Annotated in this window: 12 protein-coding genes; 7 read left to right on the top strand and 5 right to left on the bottom strand. The window is 73.2% G+C overall.

Annotated elements, in window-relative coordinates; genetic code table 11:
* Positions 1–7 precede the first annotated feature (7 nt).
* Both ACQ9ZG_RS27025 and ACQ9ZG_RS27020 read left to right on the top strand, forming a co-directional pair.
* Positions 8–2,260, top strand: a complete 2,253-nt coding sequence (locus tag ACQ9ZG_RS27025) for a hypothetical protein (RefSeq protein WP_499281311.1) — start codon at positions 8–10, stop codon at positions 2,258–2,260.
* 376 nt (positions 2,261–2,636) lie between these two features.
* Positions 2,637–4,190 (top strand): sugar transferase, encoded by a 1,554-nt coding sequence (locus tag ACQ9ZG_RS27020; protein WP_499281310.1) that lies wholly within the window; start codon positions 2,637–2,639, stop codon positions 4,188–4,190.
* A 70-nt stretch (positions 4,191–4,260) separates the two neighbouring features.
* Here ACQ9ZG_RS27020 and ACQ9ZG_RS27015 read toward each other — a convergent pair whose 3' ends face one another.
* The gene (locus ACQ9ZG_RS27015; RefSeq protein WP_109917138.1) at positions 4,261–5,244 is read right to left on the bottom strand and encodes a GDP-L-fucose synthase family protein; all 984 of its coding nucleotides are present in this window, start codon (positions 5,242–5,244) and stop codon (positions 4,261–4,263) included.
* Between the two features lie 116 nt (positions 5,245–5,360).
* Between ACQ9ZG_RS27015 and gmd the strand changes: the two genes are divergently transcribed.
* The 4 genes from gmd to ACQ9ZG_RS26995 all read left to right on the top strand — a co-directional run bounded on the left by gmd (position 5,361) and on the right by ACQ9ZG_RS26995 (position 10,638).
* Positions 5,361–6,374: a GDP-mannose 4,6-dehydratase gene (gene gmd / locus ACQ9ZG_RS27010; RefSeq protein WP_018491732.1), complete on the top strand. Its 1,014-nt coding sequence runs from the start codon at positions 5,361–5,363 to the stop codon at positions 6,372–6,374.
* 403 nt (positions 6,375–6,777) lie between these two features.
* Complete coding sequence (locus ACQ9ZG_RS27005; RefSeq protein ID WP_109917467.1) at positions 6,778–9,039, top strand: LamG-like jellyroll fold domain-containing protein; 2,262 nt, start codon at positions 6,778–6,780, stop codon at positions 9,037–9,039.
* A 4-nt stretch (positions 9,040–9,043) separates the two neighbouring features.
* Positions 9,044–9,802 (top strand): Rv1352/Rv1906c domain-containing protein, encoded by a 759-nt coding sequence (locus ACQ9ZG_RS27000; protein WP_499281309.1) that lies wholly within the window; start codon positions 9,044–9,046, stop codon positions 9,800–9,802.
* Positions 9,799–10,638, top strand: a complete 840-nt coding sequence (locus ACQ9ZG_RS26995; RefSeq protein WP_109917186.1) for a glycosyltransferase family 2 protein — start codon at positions 9,799–9,801, stop codon at positions 10,636–10,638. Before ACQ9ZG_RS27000 ends, ACQ9ZG_RS26995 begins: the two co-directional genes overlap by 4 nt.
* Before the next feature lie 12 nt (positions 10,639–10,650).
* Here ACQ9ZG_RS26995 and ACQ9ZG_RS26990 read toward each other — a convergent pair whose 3' ends face one another.
* Positions 10,651–11,814 carry a glycosyltransferase gene (locus tag ACQ9ZG_RS26990; RefSeq protein ID WP_084991547.1) on the bottom strand — a complete coding sequence of 388 codons (1,164 nt, stop codon included), beginning with the start codon at positions 11,812–11,814 and terminating at the stop codon, positions 10,651–10,653.
* A 108-nt stretch (positions 11,815–11,922) separates the two neighbouring features.
* Here ACQ9ZG_RS26990 and ACQ9ZG_RS26985 point away from each other — a divergent pair, with 108 nt between their 5' ends.
* Positions 11,923–13,464 (top strand): hypothetical protein, encoded by a 1,542-nt coding sequence (locus ACQ9ZG_RS26985; protein WP_084991549.1) that lies wholly within the window; start codon positions 11,923–11,925, stop codon positions 13,462–13,464.
* Here ACQ9ZG_RS26985 and ACQ9ZG_RS26980 read toward each other — a convergent pair.
* Genes ACQ9ZG_RS26980 through ACQ9ZG_RS26970 form a run of 3 tightly spaced genes read right to left on the bottom strand, consistent with a single transcriptional unit; the run spans position 13,433 to position 17,615 of the window.
* Entirely contained in the window at positions 13,433–14,677 is a 1,245-nt protein-coding gene (locus ACQ9ZG_RS26980) for an MATE family efflux transporter (protein WP_499281308.1), read from the bottom strand. The genes ACQ9ZG_RS26985 and ACQ9ZG_RS26980 overlap by 32 nt on opposite strands.
* The gene (locus ACQ9ZG_RS26975; protein ID WP_499281307.1) at positions 14,674–16,359 is read right to left on the bottom strand and encodes a P-loop NTPase family protein; all 1,686 of its coding nucleotides are present in this window, start codon (positions 16,357–16,359) and stop codon (positions 14,674–14,676) included. The genes ACQ9ZG_RS26980 and ACQ9ZG_RS26975 overlap by 4 nt, the downstream gene beginning before the upstream one ends.
* A complete protein-coding gene (locus tag ACQ9ZG_RS26970; protein WP_386697842.1) occupies positions 16,356–17,615 on the bottom strand; it encodes a glycosyltransferase in 1,260 nt (419 codons plus the stop codon). Before ACQ9ZG_RS26970 ends, ACQ9ZG_RS26975 begins: the two co-directional genes overlap by 4 nt.
* Positions 17,616–17,627 lie beyond the last annotated feature (12 nt).

Here is a 17,627-nt window from a genome sequence, read left to right as displayed (position 1 = left end):
GAATGACATGACACCCACTCCGGGCACCCCGCCGGCCGGCACCGGCCGGCCCCGCAGACCCGGCCGCCGGCTCTCCGCGGCCGCCGTCGCCGCCCTGCTCCTCGCGGCGGTCCCCGCGGGCGCCGCGGTCAGCGCCGACGCCTCCGCACCGAAGAGCGCGACCGGCCCCCGGGGCCAGAAGCTCACCGTCTCGGCCGGCACCGGGCTCGACCCGGCGGGCCAGAAGATCCGGGTGACCGGCGAGGGGTACGGCACGACCGCCGGGATCTACGTCGCGCTCTGCAAGGACAACGGGGCGAACCGGGTCCCCTCCCCCTGCCTCGGCGGCGCCGACATGAGCGGCGGCTCGAAGAACTCGCAGTGGATCGTGCCCCCGGGCGACCCGTACGAGGGTGAACTCGCCCTGCCCTTCGGCCCCGGCGGCACCTTCGACGTGGAGATCGAGATCAAGGCCAAGGGCGACGGGCTGGACTGCGCCGACGTGCCGTGCTCCGTCGTCACCCGGGCCGACCACCGGTCGAGCGGCGACCGGAGCCAGGACGTGCGGATACCGGTGGCCTTCGCGGGCCAGGAGCCGGGCGAAGGGGGCGGCGAGGGGGTCGACGTGCCCGCCGGGACCGTCTCGTACAAGCCGGCCGCGGAGTTCACCTCGGCGGGCAAGCCGCTGGACCTGCTGCTCCACCCCGAATCCAAGAAGCTGTACGTCGGTGCGGACAACCTCCCCGACACGGCCGACGTCGACGAGCGCGGCCTCTACGTGCTCGACCCCGCCGACGGCAAGGCCGAGAGCTGGATCAGCGACGCCCCCGGCTCGACCGGCGCCCTGCGCGCCTCGGCGGCGGCCCGGATCTCCGGCCCCCTGCCGGGCGACGGCGTGGTCTACAACTACCCGCTGCGGGGCGTCGGGAGCGCCAAGGCGGGTGACGCGGCGGCCTCGGGCGTCTGGCTCGCCGGGTCCACGATCACGGACATCGCCCCCGGTACGGCCGCGGGCACGGTGCTGGTCGCCCAGGGGAGCAAGCTCTCCGAGATCGAGACCGCGACCGGCGCTGCCACCCGGAGCCTCACGCTGCCGGGCGGCAACCAGTTCGCCGCCGACCACGAGCGGGACGCGGTCTGGTTCAGCGACTTCGCCGCCGGGAAGCTGCACCGGGTCGACCTCGACTCCTTCACCGTGACCGGCTCCTTCGACCTGCCGGGTGCCGACGGCATGACCGGGTTCACCGAGACGGACCCGGTGAGCGGGGCGGTCTGGGTCGGGGTCAACCGGTCCGTGCTGGTCTTCGACGCCACGGGCAAGCTGGTGAAGACGCTGGTCGGCAAGGACCTGGCCCGGGACGCCGCCTTCGACGCGGAGAGCGGGCGCGCCTTCGTCGTCCGGCAGGACGGCGGCGACCTCTCGGACCCGGCCAACGACAACAACGGCACGCTGACGGTGTACGGCACCGAGGACTTCGCCCCGGCGGCGGAGGAGCTGTCGCTGCCCGGCAACCACTCGCAGTCGGGCGCCGCCGCGGTCGCCGTCGAGCCGGGCGGGGCCACGGTCTTCGTCTCCAGCCCCGCCGAGGGGAAGGTCACCCGGCTCGTCCGGCAGGTCTCGCCCCTGGTCACCCAGGCGCCCGCCGACCGCTCGGTGAAGGACGGCGAGGAGGTGTCCCTGACCGCCCGCGCGGAGGGCACCCCGGAGCCCTCGGTCCGCTGGCAGGTGAGCACCGACGGCGCGCAGACCTGGCGGGAGGTGGAGGGGGCCGCCGAGCCGGTGCTCACGTTCACCGCGCGGACGGCCCAGGACGGCTACCGCTACCGCGCCGAGTTCCGCAACGACGTCGGCACCACGCGTACGGCCCCGGTCACGCTGACGGTCACAGCCGCCGCGGGCGGCACGGAAACGGGCGGCTCCGACGCCTCGGGCGGCTCCGGTGATGCCGCAAATGGTGGCGGAGACACGGGTGGTGACGGCTCGACAGGTGGCGACACCACCGGCGGCGGCACGGACGGCGGCTCGTCCGCGGGCGGTTCGGGCGGCGGGTCCGGCCCCGGCGGAGCATCCGGCTCCGGTGACTCCGCGGCCGGTGGGACCGGTTCGACCGTCGGCGGCGGCGGTGTCGCGGGCGGCTCGGGCGCACAGACGGCGTCCGGGGGCAGCCTCGCGGCGACCGGACTCACTGTGATCTCGGTAACTCTCCTTGCCGCCGCGCTCGTTGGCGGCGGCGCACTGCTCCATCACCGGGCCCGGAGGCGCGCGACCGGTCTCGCATGACCCCGTGGGCGCCCCCTTCCACCCCGGGTGGGCCGCCCACGGACCACGAACCCCCTGACTGCGCAGGTCGCGGCCAGGGGGTTTGTGATTTCACTCCGGCGCGCGCCGGAGTGAATGCTTCCGGCACCGACTGCCACTGGACGCGCCCCACAAGCGCTTGCCAGTCTGTTGACCCGTCAACAGGCACCCTGGGCAGGGGAGATCAGCGGGTTGCGGCAGAACGCGTGAGTCTGGGCCGAGCCGTCTGAACTTCACGAGAACTCCAGCGAAATGGCACGTGTGTGGATATCGTGCACCGAGCGAAGGCGCATCCGTCTGTCCATGGGATCGGCGGATGCGTCGCGTTTGTGGGGGTGCGACTGTGACTGGGGGGTTCATGGGGCATGTCGAGATACCGGAGACCGACATATCCGGGCCGGTGGGGATCCGGGGCGCACCACGCCCCCGTACCGCCGCCTCCCGGAATCGTACGGCGGCACTGGAGCAGCTGTGGAGGGCCCCGTCGGCCGAGCGCGGCCCGTCCGCGGGCCGGCCACCGGCCCGGCGGCGGCCGGTCCACCGCCCCGCGGTCGGCGTACTGACCGACCTGCTGGGGCTGGCCGGGCCCGCCTGGCTGCTGCTCCACCTGGGCGGGCAGCCCCGCCCCTGGGCGGCGGCGGCCGTCGCGGGCGTGGTGTGGACCGGGCTGCGCGGTGCGCGCGGGCGGTACGCGGACCCGTGGCGGGGCGAGCCCGGCGGTGCCTTCGGCGCCCTCGGCGACTGGCTGGCGCTGCTCGGGGTGCTGGCGGTGCTGCACGCGGCGGCGGGGGGGCCCGTCGACCCGGCGGCGGCCGTCCTGGCCGTGGTGCCGGGGCTGCTGGTCGCCACCGCCGTGGAGGGGGTACGGCGCCGGGCGCGCACCGGACGGCGGGGCCGGGGGGTCCGCCGGGTGCTCCTGGTGGGCGAGGCGGCGGGGATCGACCGGGCGGCGGTGCTGCTCAACTCCCGTACGGACCACGCCTATCAGCTGGTGGCGGCGGTGCCCGTCGGGCCCGGCCGGCCCGGGCAGGACTCCGTGCAGGTGCCGGGGCGGCTCGCCTCCAGCCCGGCGGACGACGATGTGACGACCGTGCTCGGCGGGGCCTACGCTCATGAGGCGGACCTCGTGCTGGTGGCTCCCGGGCCCCAGCTGACCGGGGACCGGCTGCGGCGGCTGGGCTGGGGGCTGCACGACGCGGGCGTCGCCCTGTGCGTGCTCTCCGAGCTCTCGGGCATCGGCGCCTCCCGGGTCCGCCCGGTGACGGCGGCCGGGCTCACCCTGCTGCACATCGCGCCCCCGCTGCGCGGCGGCCCGCAGGGGATCCTCAAGAGCGTGCTGGACCGGGCCGGCGCCCTGTTCGGGCTGCTGGTGCTCTCGCCGCTGCTGCTCGCGGTGGCGCTGAGCGTACGGGTCTCCTCGCGCGGCCCGGTCTTCCACCGGCAGATCCGCCAGGGCCAGCACAACCGGCCCTTCACCATGTGGAAGTTCCGCACGATGGTGGCGGACGCGGAGGCGCGCAAGGCCCAGCTGACCGAGGACAACGAGGTCGACGGGCCGCTCTTCAAGATGCGCCGGGACCCGCGGGTGACCCCCGTGGGGCGGACGCTCCGGCGGACCTCCATCGACGAACTGCCGCAGCTGTTCAATGTGCTGCTGGGGCAGATGTCGCTGGTGGGGCCCCGGCCGCCGCTGCCCGAGGAGGCCTCGCGCTACGACGAGCGGGAGCACCGCAGGCTGGCCGTGAAGCCGGGGCTCACCGGGCTCTGGCAGGTGAGCGGGCGCTCCGACCTCTCCTGGCAGGAGACCGTCGCCCTGGACCTCTGGTACGTCGACAACTGGTCGGTGGCCACGGACATGGGGCTCCTCGTCCGGACGGTGCGTGCCGTCACCGACGGCCGCGGGGCCTACTGAGAACGGCGGACGGTCCATGCGAGGAGTTCCGGTGCGCCACCGCGCGCCGCGTGCGCGCGGTGGCGGACGGTCAGGCCGCGGGCGGGAGTTGGCCCAGCCACCAGGCGTAGGTGCGGGCGATGCCGTCGCGGAGCGGGATCTGCGGCTTGAAGCCGAGGGAGGTCAGACGGGAGACGTCGAGCAGCTTGCGCGGGGTCCCGTCGGGCTTCGAGGTGTCCCAGCCGATCCGTCCCTGAAAGTCCGTCACCTCTGCTACGGTCTCGGCCAGTTCGCGGATGGTGAGGTCCTCGCCGCAGCCGATGTTGACCGGCTCGTCACCGTCGTACGCCTCCAGCAGGCGGACGCAGGCGGCGGCCAGGTCGTCGACGTGCAGGAACTCCCGGCGCGGCGAGCCGGAGCCCCAGAGGGTGACCTCGGGCAGCCCGTCGCGCTGGGCCTCGTGGAAGCGGCGGATCAGCGCGGGCAGGACGTGCGAGGTCTCCAGGTCGAAGTTGTCGCCGGGCCCGTAGAGGTTGGTGGGCATGGCGCTGATGTAGGAGGCGCCGTACTGCCGGCGGTAGGACTGGGTCTGGACGATGCCGGCGATCTTGGCCAGCGCGTACGCCTCGTTGGTGGGCTCCAGCTCGCCGGTGAGCAGCGACTCCTCGCGGATCGGCTGGGGGGCGAGGCGCGGGTAGATGCACGACGAGCCGAGGAAGAGCAGCCGCTCGGTCCCGGCCGCGTGCGCCCCGGCGATCACGCTGAGCTGGATGCGCAGGTTGTCCTCCAGGAACTGCACCGGGTAGGTGCTGTTGGCCATGATCCCGCCCACCTTGGCGGCGGCCAGCACCACGGCGTCCGGGCGGACGTCCCGCAGATACGCCTCGGTCCGCGTGCCGTCGCGCAGGTCGAGGAGGTCCCGGCCGCGGGTGAGGACCTCGTGGCCGTCGTCGGCGAGGCGGCGGGCCACCGCCGAGCCGACCAGGCCGCGGTGGCCCGCGACGAATATGCGGGAGCCGGGGCGCAGTAGGGGACGGGCGGATTCCTGGGGTGGGACGGGGAGTTCGGTCGTCATGGCTCGGATTGTGCCAGCAGTAACGGACTGCGGAGATGTTTTGCCGCAGAACGCTCCAATTCCGATATGTCGGTGACTTGTTCGTCGCACAGACGGACAGCAGAGAAGGGGGAAACGTGGCGAAGACCGCGCTCATCACGGGAGTGACCGGCCAGGACGGCTCGTACCTGGCGGAGTTGCTGCTCGACAAGGGGTACACGGTCCACGGCCTGATACGTCGCTCGTCGAGCTTCAACACCGAGCGGATCGACCACATCTACCAGGGCCCCGAGGAGCCGGAGCGCTCCTTCGTGCTGCACCACGCGGACCTCTCCGACGGGGTGGCGCTGGTGAACCTGCTGCGCGACATCCGGCCCGACGAGGTCTACAACCTGGGCGCCCAGTCCCATGTGCGCGTCTCCTTCGACGCCCCGCTCTACACCGGCGACGTCACCGGGCTCGGCACCATCCGGCTGCTGGAGGCGGTGCGGGCCAGCGGGATCGAGACCCGGATCTACCAGGCGTCGTCCTCCGAGATGTTCGGCGCCAGCCCGCCCCCGCAGAACGAGAAGACCCCGTTCCACCCGCGCAGCCCGTACAGCGTGGCGAAGGTCTACGCGTACTGGGCGACGGTCAACTACCGTGAGGCGTACGACATGTTCGCCGTCAACGGGATTCTCTTCAACCACGAGTCGCCGCGCCGCGGGGAGACCTTCGTGACCCGGAAGATCACCCGCGGGGTGGCCCGGATCAAGGCGGGGCTCCAGGACCGGCTGCATCTGGGCAACCTGGACGCCGTCCGGGACTGGGGGTACGCGCCGGAGTACGTGGACGCCATGTGGCGGATGCTCCAGTGCGACACCCCGGACGACTACGTGGTGGCGACCGGCGAGGGGGTCAGCGTCCGGCAGTTCCTGGAGTTCGCCTTCGAGCACGCGGGGCTCGACTGGACCGAGCACGTCCGCTACGACCCCAAGTACGAACGCCCCAGCGAGGTCGACGCGTTGATCGGTGACGCCTCCAAGGCAGAGGAACTGCTGGGCTGGAAGCCCGAGGTGAAGTCGAAGGAACTGGCCCGCATCATGGTCGACGCGGACATCCGCCTGCTCTCGGACCAGCTGACCGGTGCCGCCGTCCGGGTGGACAGGTGAGCGGGCCGGGACGCCGGGAGAGCGATCCCGCCCGGCCCCCGGCCACCCCGGCAGACCGGCGCGGCGGGCCCTTCACCGCCGTGACCGCACCGGCGGACGGGGTCCCCGCTCCGGCCGCCGCTCCGACCGCCCCGGCCGGCTCCGCCGCAGCCCGGACCGGGTGCGCGGTCGCCCACGACTCCCGGCCGGCGCCCAGCGCGTCCGAGCCGGGGAGCACCACCGGCGCAACCGCCGTTCCCACCGGTCACACCCGGTGGGGCTCACCGCGCCGGCATGGGACGGGGCTCTTCGCCCCGTCCACCCACTCGCCCCGACCGGCTCCGGGACTCGACGTCCCCGCGGCCGGGCGGGCGAGGCAGGATCCGCGGCCTCGGCCGCAGCTCGTTCTCACCTTCGGAGCTGAATGATGAACGGAAGTACGGGGCAAAGATTCGGGGGGCGCGGCCGTCTGCGGGCCGCTTCCGCCGCTCTCTGCCTGCTGACCGGAGCCCTGACCGCCACGGCGGCAGGGAGTTCCCCGGCAGCCGCACTGACCCCGCCGGTGGCTCTCACCGCGGACGACCAGTCGACCTGGCAGACCAACGGCATCGTCTGGGCGATGGCGGCCGGCAACGGTGTGGTCTACACGGGCGGCACCTTCTCCACCCTGCGGCCGCCGAAGGCCGCCCCCGGCACGAGTGAACAGCCCGCGGTGAACTTCGCCGCCTTCGACGCGGCGACCGGGGCGCCCACCGACTGCTCGCTGTCGTTCACCATCTCCTCGGGGACCGCGACCGTACGTTCGCTGGCGCTCTCCCCCGACGGGGGAACGCTGTACGCGGGCGGCCAGTTCGGTGCGGTGAACGGGATCGGGGTCAGTAACATCGCGGCGATCGACACCGCGACCTGCACCGTCCGCAACGACTTCAAGATCGCCGTCTCGGCCACCGTGCGGGCGCTCGCCGTCACGTCCGACACGGTCTACCTGGGCGGTGACTTCAACAGCGTCGGCGGCCAGAGCCGTACCCGGTTCGCGGCGGTCTCCACCGCGGGTGCCTCCCTGCTGCCGTTCACGGCCAACGCCGACGAGGTGGGCCGGGCGGTCGAGGTGACCCCCGACGGACAGAACGTCCTGCTCGGCGGGGACTTCTTCCGGATCAACGGCACCAACACCCACGCCCTGGCCGTGGTCGACGCCACCACCGGACAACTCACCAAGTCCTACCCGGGGTTCATCCACAACAACTCCACCGTGATGGACATCACCACCGACGCCTCCGGCTTCTACACCGCCAACGAGGGCACCGGGGGCGGGGTGTTCGACGGCCGGATCGCGCTGAACCTGAGCAACTTCGAACAGCGCTGGCGGGACACCTGCCTGGGCGCCACCCAGGCCGTGGCCGTCTACTCCGGCGTGCTCTACAGCGGCAGCCACGCCCACGACTGCTCCTCCATGGGCGCCTTCCCCGACCAGCCGCGCAAGCACCTGCTGGCCCAGTCGGTCAACGACCCGAAGCTGCTGCCGTGGTTCCCGGACACGAACGACGGCATCGGGGAGCCGGTCGGTCCGCGCGTCATGGCCCAGACCGGCAAGGACGGCCGCCACTACCTGTGGGTCGGCGGCGAGTTCACCACCGTCAACGGGTCGGCGCAGCAGGGGCTGACCCGGTTCTGGGACGGTCCGGACACCGGGGCGCCCTGGGTGCCCAACGTCAGCCTCTCCACGCTCAACCCGGGCACCATCGAGGTGAACTGGCAGACCAGCTTCGACACCGACGACGGTGAACTGACCTACCGGATCTACAAGGACGGGTCGAACACCCCCGTCCACACCACGACCGGCTACTCCGTCTTCTGGGACCGGCCGCAGCTGACCTGGACCGACACCGACGTCGTGCCGGGCCAGACCTACTCGTACCGGATCACCGCGAGCGACGGCACCAACACCAGCGCCAGGTCCCCGGCCCAGTCGGCGACCGTGGCGACCTCCACCCAGGCCTACCCGGCCCGGGTGAAGTCCGACGGAGCGATCCTCTACTGGCGCTTCGACGAGCCGAGCGCCACCTTCGCCCACGACAGCAGCGGCAACCTCAACAACGGCTTCCTGCGCAACGCCCCGGCCTACCGGCAGACCCCGGCGGCCATCACCGGCCCGTCCACCGCGATCGGGTTCAACGGCACCAACCAGTACGCCTACAGCAACCGGCAGCACAACGCGCCGGGCCGGTTCTCGATCGAGACCTGGATCAAGACCACCACCACCAGCGGCGGCAAGATCGTCGGCTTCGGGAACCTGACCCAGCAGAACAGCACCCGCCACGACAAGCACATCTACATGCGCAACGACGGCCGCCTGGTCTTCGGCGTCCACAACGGCTCCACCCAGACGGTGACCACCCCGGCCGCCTACAACGACGGCCAGTGGCACCATGTCGTCGCCACCCAGGGCCCCCTGTTCCAGGGGATGTCCCTGTACGTCGACGGGCAGCTGCGCGCGTCGAACGTCCTGGTCTCCGCCAACGAGAGCGGCGCCGGCTACTGGCGGATCGGCGGAGACAACCTCGCCGGCTGGCCGAGCCGTCCGACGAGCAACTTCTTCGCCGGGCAGATCGACGAGACAGCCGTCTATCCGACCACGCTGACCTCCTCGCAGGTCAGTGCGCACTACGCTCTGAGGAACAGCTGACCCCATGAGAAATCCGTTCCTGGCCGGTGCCGCCGTCGTCCTGACGGCGGCGGCGCTGGCCGCCTGCGGATCGTCCGCCGACGGGAACGGGCCGGAGGCCGCGGGCGCACAGCGCCCCGCGGCCTCCGGGCCCTCCGCCCCCGGCCCGTCCGCCACGACGTCCACCCCGCCCGAGACCACCGACACCCCCGGCACGCCCACGGCACCCGCCACCGAGGAGCCGGGGTCCGCCGGGCCCTCCGCCCCCGGCGCGTCCGCCCAGGGTCCCAGGACACCCGCCGGGGAGATCACCCCGGCCACCGGGACCTTCACCGAGAAGCAGAAGAAGTATCTGGAGGACCGGGTGCCCAAGGGCATGGACCCGGCCGCCGTGCTCCAGACCGGCCAGGAGACCTGCGACAAGCTGCGCTTCCTGGTCAAGGCCGACCGCGACACCGCCGTGGCCGCCGTCGCCACCGGTGAGATCAAGGACGCCCCGGCCGCGGTGGCCGGGCTCTGCCCCCAGCACCAGGACCTGGTCGACGAGGCCGCGTACGCGTATCCGGACGGCACCCACACCGGCAAGGCGCTGCGCCCCGGCGTCTACCGCTCCGCCTCCCCCACCCCGAACTGCTCCTGGCAGATCGAGGGCGCGGACGGCAAGGAGCTGGCCTCCGGGGCCTCCGGCACGGGCGAGTCGCGGAAGATCACGATCCCGAAGTCCGCCCGTACGTTCACCTCCACAGGCTGCTACGCCTGGCTGCCCGAAGGAGCCAAGGGATGACCGCCGGTACGACGAAGCTGCCCATAGCCGTGGCGATCCCCACGAAGAACGAGGGCCTCAACATCGCCGAGGCGGTGAAGTCGGTGCTCGGCCACTTCGAGGCGGTCGTCGTGGTGGACTCCCACAGCACCGACGACACCGCGAAGATCGCCGAGGAGTGCGGGGCCGAGGTGGTCACGTACACCTGGGACGGGGGCCACCCCCGCAAGAAGCAGTGGTGCCTGGAGAACGTCCGCACCGACCTGGACTGGATCCTGCTGCTCGACGGCGACGAGCGGCTGAGCCCGGGGCTGCTGGCCGAGCTGCGGGAGACCTTCTGCGACCGGTCGGCGCCGAAGCCCGCCGCGTACGACATCCCGCTCGGCTACTGGTTCTCCGGCAAGCGGCTGCGCCACGGATACACCATCCGCAAGCGGTCGTTGACCGACCGGACCCGCTGCCACTACCCGGAGGTCGGGGACCTGGACGCGCCGGGGATCGGGGAGGTGGAGGGCCACTACCAGCCGGTGGCGGCGACCGTGGGCACGCTCACCCACCCCATCGAGCACCAGGACCTCGACCCGGTCACCGCCTGGTTCGAGCGCCACAACCGGTACTCGGACTGGGAGGCCTGGCTGGAGCACCACCCCCGGGTGAAGGAGCAGGTGCGCCAGGTCAAGTCGCGCCAGGGGCAGTTGTTCCACAAGGCGCCGTTCAAGCCGGTGGTGTCGTTCGCCTACATGTACCTCTACAAGCGGGGGTTCCTGGACGGCCGCGCCGGGTTCGACTTCGCGCTGGCGATGAGCTTCTACCGCTGGCAGATCGCGCTCAAGTCCCGCGAGAAGCCGACCCGTTGACAGCTCGCTCGGTCACCCTCGCCTCCGGTGGACCACGTCCTCGTAGGTCCGCCGGAGGGTGGCGGTGACGGCCTCGATGGTGAACTGCTCGTTCACCAGCTCCCAGGCGGCCTTGCCCGCCTGCTCGGCGGCCTCCGGCTCCAGCAGCTCCAGGATGGCGTCGGCGACCTTGCGGGCGTTGGCCTCGTCCTCGCCGACCCGGCTGTCGATGACCCGGCCCGACCCCGCCGCCGCCACATCGGGGGCCTGGCCGCAGGTGCGGGTGATGACGACCGGGGTGCCGACCGACATCGCCTCCAGCACCGAGACCGGGAACGGCTCCTCGATCGCGGGGAGCACATACACATCGGCCTCGCGCCCGGCGGCCAGCACCTCGTCGTGCTCCAACGGGCCCACGTGGTCCAGGGATCCGGTCACACCGAGCTTCCGGGCGAGGGCGAGGGTGCCGGCCAGCGCGCCGGTGTCCGGACCGGCCAGCACGAAGCGGGCGTCGGGGTGGCGCGCGAGGACGTGCGGCATCGCGGCGATGAAGTCCTCGGGCCGCTTGCGCTCCTGGATCCGGGCGAGGTAGAGGATGGTGGGCGGACGGCCGGGCTCGCGGGCGGGCTTGCGCTCCTGCGGGCGGACGCCGTTGACCAGCCGTACGGTGCGGGTGAGCGGGACGGGGGCGGCGACGGCGTTCACATCGAGCCGCTCCATCTCGGTGAGGTGGAGCACGGCGTCGGCCTCGCGCAGCACCTTGCGGACCCCGAGGAGGTCGGTGAGCTGGGCGACCCTCTTCTCGGTGGGGTCGATCATGCCGTGGGTCTGGACGACCAGCGGTGTACGGGTCGCGAGGGCGAGGAGCGCCGCGGGCAGGGTCACCAGGTCCCGCATCAGATGGACGTGGACCAGGTCGGCGCCGCGCATCATGCGGCGGGCGGTGCGCAGCAGCCCGGCGGAGGTGATGCCGCTGACCTCGAACATCGGCAGGAGGTGGCGGGCCTGGAAGAGGTGGACCGGAACTCCCTCGACCCGGTCGGGGAGTTCACCGCCGGGGAAGCCGTCGCCGAGCGCCATGACCCGGGCGTCGTCGCCGTGTGCCCGCTGGACCTTGGAGAGGTTGAACGCCACCCGGGTCGGACCGCCGAAGGCGTGGTCCGGAGTGTGGAGCGTGACGACGTGCAGGATTTTCACCAGAGTTCCCCTCAACTAAGGCCAAGTATTTACAGGGTAGTCATCGGCCCTCCTCAAGTGGGCCGATTCGTTAGAGTGTTCAGCGGTTCACTGATCTCTGGGGGGCGCATGGCGTCGGTGCACACGTCGGCGCGGGGAGAGGCCGGCGGCGCGGTGGCGGGTCCGAAGGGGCCGGGGGCTCCGGGCGGTCCCCTGGAGCCGCCCGAGCGGCCGATCGCCTGGTCGATGCTGTCGCGGGCGCTCTCGGTGCCGCTCATCCTGGGGCTGGTCTGCTTCCTGCCCGCGGTGATCGCCGCCCAGCCCGGCAGCGGGGTACGGGACACGGCGTACTGGCTCCAGCTGGTGCTGACCTGCTACGCGGGGGCCCGGCTGGCGACGATGATCCTCTCGACCCGGCGGCGGCTGCTCCAGGGCGTCTTCTGGATGTTCGTGTACATCGCGATGGGCGTGGCGCCGTTCGCCCAGGTGGTGATCGGGCAGACGCCGACGCCGATGGTGGGGCCCCGCCAGGACCTGGTGACCGCGATCGCGATGATCCTGGTGGGGTGCGCCGCCTACGACCTGGGGGCGCTGCTGGCCTCGCGGCGGCCGCTGCGGCGCCGTACGCCGGCCGCGCGGGGCTCGGGCGGCGGGCCGGCGGTGGCCCATCCGGTGCGGCTGCGGCTGCTGGTGGTGCTGGCGTTCGCGGCGAGCGCGTTCTACGTGCTGAAGCTGGGCGGGCCCGCGGTCTTCTTCACCAGCCGCCAGGAGATCAACGAGACCGTCGCGGCGAGCGGGGTGGTGACGGAGGGCTCCAATGTGGGCTCGGCCTTCGTCAAGGGGTTCGGCCAGGTCCCGGCGCTGCTGGCGCTGCTCTTCTACACCCGCCGTCTGGCGACCTCCTACCGGGCCCGGCGCACCCCCTCGACGGTGCTGGTCTGGGTGGCGCTGGCGGGGCTGAACCTGGTCGTCAACAACCCGATCTCGAACGCCCGTTACTGGTTCCTGACGGTGCTGATGGCGTTCGTGTTCACCGCGATGCCGAGCAGCGCGGCGGTCTACCGGACGGTGCTGGCCACGGGGGTGGTGGGGGCGCTGGTGGTGTTCCCGTACGCGGACAAGTTCCGGTACGACGACGAGGGGCAGCGGCCCGCGCAGTCGGCCTCGGTCTTCGAGCCGCTGGTGACCAAGGACTACGACCAGATGGTGATGTTCGCCAACACCATCTCGTGGGTGGACACCCGGGGCCATACCTACGGCCGCCAACTGGCGGGCTCCGGGCTGTTCTTCGTGCCGCGCGCGGTGTGGAGCGGGAAGCCGGAGGACACCGGGGTCCGGGTCGGGCAGTGGATGGGGCTGCGGATGACCAACCTCTCGGCCCCGGTGTGGACCGAGTTCTGGGTCGACTTCGGCGCCACCGGCATGATCGGCGGGATGGCGCTGATCGGTTACGCGTCGGCGCGCACCGACCGCCGGTACGCCCTGGCCGTCACCCGGGCGGGTCCGGGCCCGGGAAGTGTGCTGGCCATCGCCGCGCCGCTGATCGCCGGGTACACGTTCATCCTGCTGCGCGGCCCGCTCCTCCAGGCGGCGGGGAAGCTGGCCATCGCGGCGCTCCTTCTGCTGGCGGTGGCCACGTTCAGGGAGCAGCGGGCAGCGCGTCGGCGGTGACGCCCTCGCGCGGGGCCGGGGGGCGGCGGCGCAGCCGGGAGACCCTGATCCAGGTGACGACGGCCTTGCAGAGCGAGCCGAGGAAGAGCCCCCAGGCGGCTCCCTGGACGCCCCCGAGGACGTAACCGCCCGCGAGGAACGCCACCGCGGTGAGCGAGAAGACCACCTGGATGGCGAGGGTGGTGCGGGGGTCGAGCATCCGCAGGGCCAGCAGCCCGCAGGTGCCGACGGCCATCGCCGCGTACTGGCTGCCGGTGGCGGGCAGCAGGTCGGCCGCCACGGACCAGGTGTCGCCCAGGAGTTGGCGTCCGGCGCGGTCGGGCAGCAGGGCGAGGGCGGTGGCCCAGAGGGCGGCCGTGGCGGCGAGGACGGCGGCCAGGACGGCGGTGGCCCGGACGCGGCGCCGCTCGTCGGTGATGCGGCCGAGCAGAGGGGGGCCGAAGGAGGTGGCGGAGGTGAAGAGCACGTTGAGCGGGCCGAAGAGGGTGGTGGCCCCGCGCAGGGCGCCGACCAGGAGCGGGTTGCCGACGGCGGAGAGGCCGAGGACGGAGAGCTGGCTGGTGGCGTTGCCGACCCCGAACTCGACGGTGAACCGCTGCCCGAGGTGGCCGCGCCGGAGCAGGGGGCGCAGGGCCGTCGGGGCCCCGGCGGTGGCGCGGTGGAGCAGGGCGGCGGAGAGCAGCAGCGCGGGCAGGGCGGAGAGGCCCCAGAGGGCGATCAGGCGGGCGGGCGGGGCCCCGTACACCTGGGTGCCGAGCGCGCCGAGGACGCAGGCGAGGCGCACCAGGTCCGAGAGCAGGGCGAGATGGGGCTGCTGGAGGGTGGAGAAGGCGTACCGTACGGCGTCCTGGCCGAGGACCACCGGCAGCACCAGGCCGAGCATCATCAGCGCCCGTGCGGTGTCCCCGGGGACGAGGAAGCAGACGGCGGCCAGCAGCGCGCCGAGCGAGGCGGCGGCGAGGAGGGTGAAGGCGACGGCCGAACGGCAGGCGCCCCGGGTCTCCACGCCTCCGCCGCGCTTGAGGACGAGGGGCTGTCCGGTGTACGCGCCCGAGACGCCGAGCAGCACCGTGAAGACCAGGTAGACCGCGGAGAAGCGGGCGAAGTCGGCCACGGTGGAGAGCCGGGCGGCGGCCACCAGCACCAGGATGTTGGTGAGCGCCGCCACGCCCTGGTCCGCCACCGAGCTGAGGACGGCCCAGCGGGCTCTCACCGCCGGACCGCCGGAAGGGTCAGCGAGCGCAGACCGAGGGTCTCGGTGGGGTCCCCGGTGATCTCGGGACCTGCCGGACCGCCGGTGGAGCCGGGTCCCCCGTCTCCGGTGCGGCGCCGGGCGGACGCCGGGCGCCGCACCGGCCGGAGCCGCCGCCGGCCGGGGTGGAGCAGGGCGCCGAGGACGGAGCCCCCGGAGGCGCCGATGATCTCGCGGATGCGCTCCAGGTCGCTGCGGTGGACCTCGCGCGGGTCGCAGACGATCATGACGCCCTCCACCCGGTCCAGCAGGGCGACCGCGTCCGCGTAGGAGAGGACCGGCGGGGCGAGCACGATGACGACGCTGCCGGGCCGGTCGGCCTCCGCGACGATGCGGCCGACCGGGGTGGAGGTGAGGGCGCGCGGGACGTTGTCGACGGTGGTGCCGGGGACCAGGGCGAAGGCACCGGAGCCGGGGACGTCCACATTGGCGCGGGCCCCGGTCGGCCAGCTGCCGTCGCCCTCCTCGGCGGCCCAGCGCGGCGGCCGGACCTCGTGCGCGGCGGAGCCCAGGGCGCGGGCGAGGGAGGGCGTACGGAGGTCGGCCTCGACCAGGAGGACGTCCCGGCCCATCTCGGCGAAGGCGGCGGCCAGGTTGGCGGCGGCCGCCGCGGCCTCCTGGTTGTCGCCGCGCGGGGAGGTGACCAGCAGCCTGCGGCGCTCGGCGAACTCGGGGTCGTAGGCGAGCCGGAAGGCGACGGCGCGGTACTCCTCCGCGAGCCGGGAGCCGCCGCGGCCGATGGCCAGCACCGTCCCGGTGGCCGCGCGTTCGCGGGGCAGGGTGCCGAGCAGCGGGCCGCCGAGCGAGCGGACCAGCTCGCGGGTGGAGCGTACGGCGGGGTCGAAGACGAGCCGCACCCAGGAGAGCAGCAGCCCGAGCGCGAGGCCGACGACCCCGCCGAGCCCGAGCAGCAGGGGCAGACCGGGGCCGGTGGGCGAGGTGGGGGCGACCGGCTTCTTGTTGAGGTAGCCGGGGGTGGTGTCCAGGGCCTTCAGCTCGGAGATCTTCCGGCTCAGCTCGGAGATGGAGACGATGATGTTGGCGCGGGCGCTGGTGACGTCGTTGTCCGCACCCGCTCCTATCTGCTTCTCCAGCAGGTCGCGCTTCTCCTCCAGCGGGCCGAGCTGGGCCCGGTAGCCGGCGGACATGTTCTTGATGCTGTCCTCGGTGCGCGCCTTGCGGTGGGTCAGATAGGCGTTCGCCAGGGCTTCGGCGCGGGCGCGGGCCTGCTCGGGGGTGGCCCCGGTGTAGGCGAAGCGGAGGGTGAGGGTGTTGGGCGGGTTGGTGACCTGGATCCCGGCGAGGAGGTCGCGGGCGGTGACGTCGTCGCCCGCCTTGAGGAGCGTGGCGGCGGCCAGGGTGCCGACGGTGTCGCTGACGGCGGTCTGGCGCTCGGAGCCGATGTTGATGCCCTTGTCGGCGCTGGCCCCGGCGGCGAAGGGGTCGGAGATGGCGGAGCGGACGAGCACTTCGCCGGTGGCGGTGTAGGTGTCCTCGCCGCTGAGGGCGAGGAAGCCGCCGCCGAACAGGCCGATGACGACTCCGGCCGCCAGCAGGGCGCGGTAGCGCAGGAGCTGGCGGAACTGATCGCGCAGGAGTGCCGGTTCGTCCTGGTCGTCCGGGACTCGGTTGGCTGGGGTCATCGGCGGGTGCTCCCTCGTCCGTCCAGGGCCTCGGACAGCAGGTCGTCGAAGCGGGCGAGCCCCGCTTCCCGGCTCAGATGGCGCGCCACGTACGCCGGGCCCCCGGCCCCCAGCTCGCCCGCGGCGACGGGGTCGGCGGCCAGTTTCCGTACGGTCTCCAGCAGCGCGGCCGGGTCCTCGGGGGCGACGAGCACCCCGGCCCCGGAGCGGCGCACCTCGTCGGCGGTGCCGCCCTCGTCGGCGACGGAGGCGACGACCGGGCGGCCGGAGACGAAGTAGGAGGTGAGCTTGGAGGGGACGCTCATGTCGAGGACGGAGGCCCGCTGGGTGACCGCGAGGACATCGGCGGCGGCGAGGACGTCGGTGAACTCCCCCGCCCCCGCGGGCTCCAGGAAGTCCACGTTGGGCAGCCCCTCGGCGCGGGCGCGCAGGGCGTCGCGCTGGTTTCCGTCGCCCATCAGGACGACCCGGAGGTCGGGGGCGAGGCGGGCGGTGTCCACCAGGACCTCCAGGCCCTGCTTGAGGCCCATGTTGCCGGAGTGGAGGAGGACGGGGGTGGCGGGGTCCCAGCCGAGCCGGGCGCGGGTGGCGGCCCGGTCGGCCGTGGGGCCCTGAACATGGGTCCAGTTGGGGACGGTGCGGATGCGGCCGGGGTCGACGCCGAGGGCGGTGACGCGGGGGACGAAGCTCTCGTGGATGACGCCGACCAGGGTCGCGCGGCCCAGCGCGTACCGCTCGGCCGCCGCCGCGAGCGCCGCCGCCCGGTCCCCGCCCCGGATGCCGCTCTGCGCGGCGGCGGCGCCCATCAGGTCCTGGACGACGGGTATGTAGGGCACGCGGTGGCGGCGGGCGATACGGGCGCCGATGACCCCGCCGGCCAGGCTGGGCATCTGCGAGACCACCGCGTCCGGCCGTCCCGGTGGCGGCGCGAGGAGCCCGGTGGCGAGGACGGAGGCCTCGAACGCGGCCCGTCGCAGGGCGCTCTGACGGGACGGCACGTAGTGGCGCCGCCGGTGGACCCCGACGCCGCCGCGCACCTCCACGGTCCGCCAGACGCTCCGGTACGCCTCGTCGAGCTGCCAGGACGGGTAGTGCGGCATCCCGGTGAGCGCCCGCACCCGGGCGCCCGACTGCGCCCAGTGCTCGGCGAGTTGAGTGGCGTACGGGCCGATGCCCGTGACCTCGGGTGCGTAGTTCGTCGATACCACCAGAAGGCGGCGGTCCTCAAACGGCCTGTGCCGTTCGCCATCGGACATCGGTCGGTCGTC

This window comes from Streptomyces araujoniae (assembly GCF_050871195.1).
GTDB lineage: Bacteria > Actinomycetota > Actinomycetes > Streptomycetales > Streptomycetaceae > Streptomyces > Streptomyces bacillaris.
This window is presented reverse-complemented; position numbering and strand designations above follow the sequence as displayed.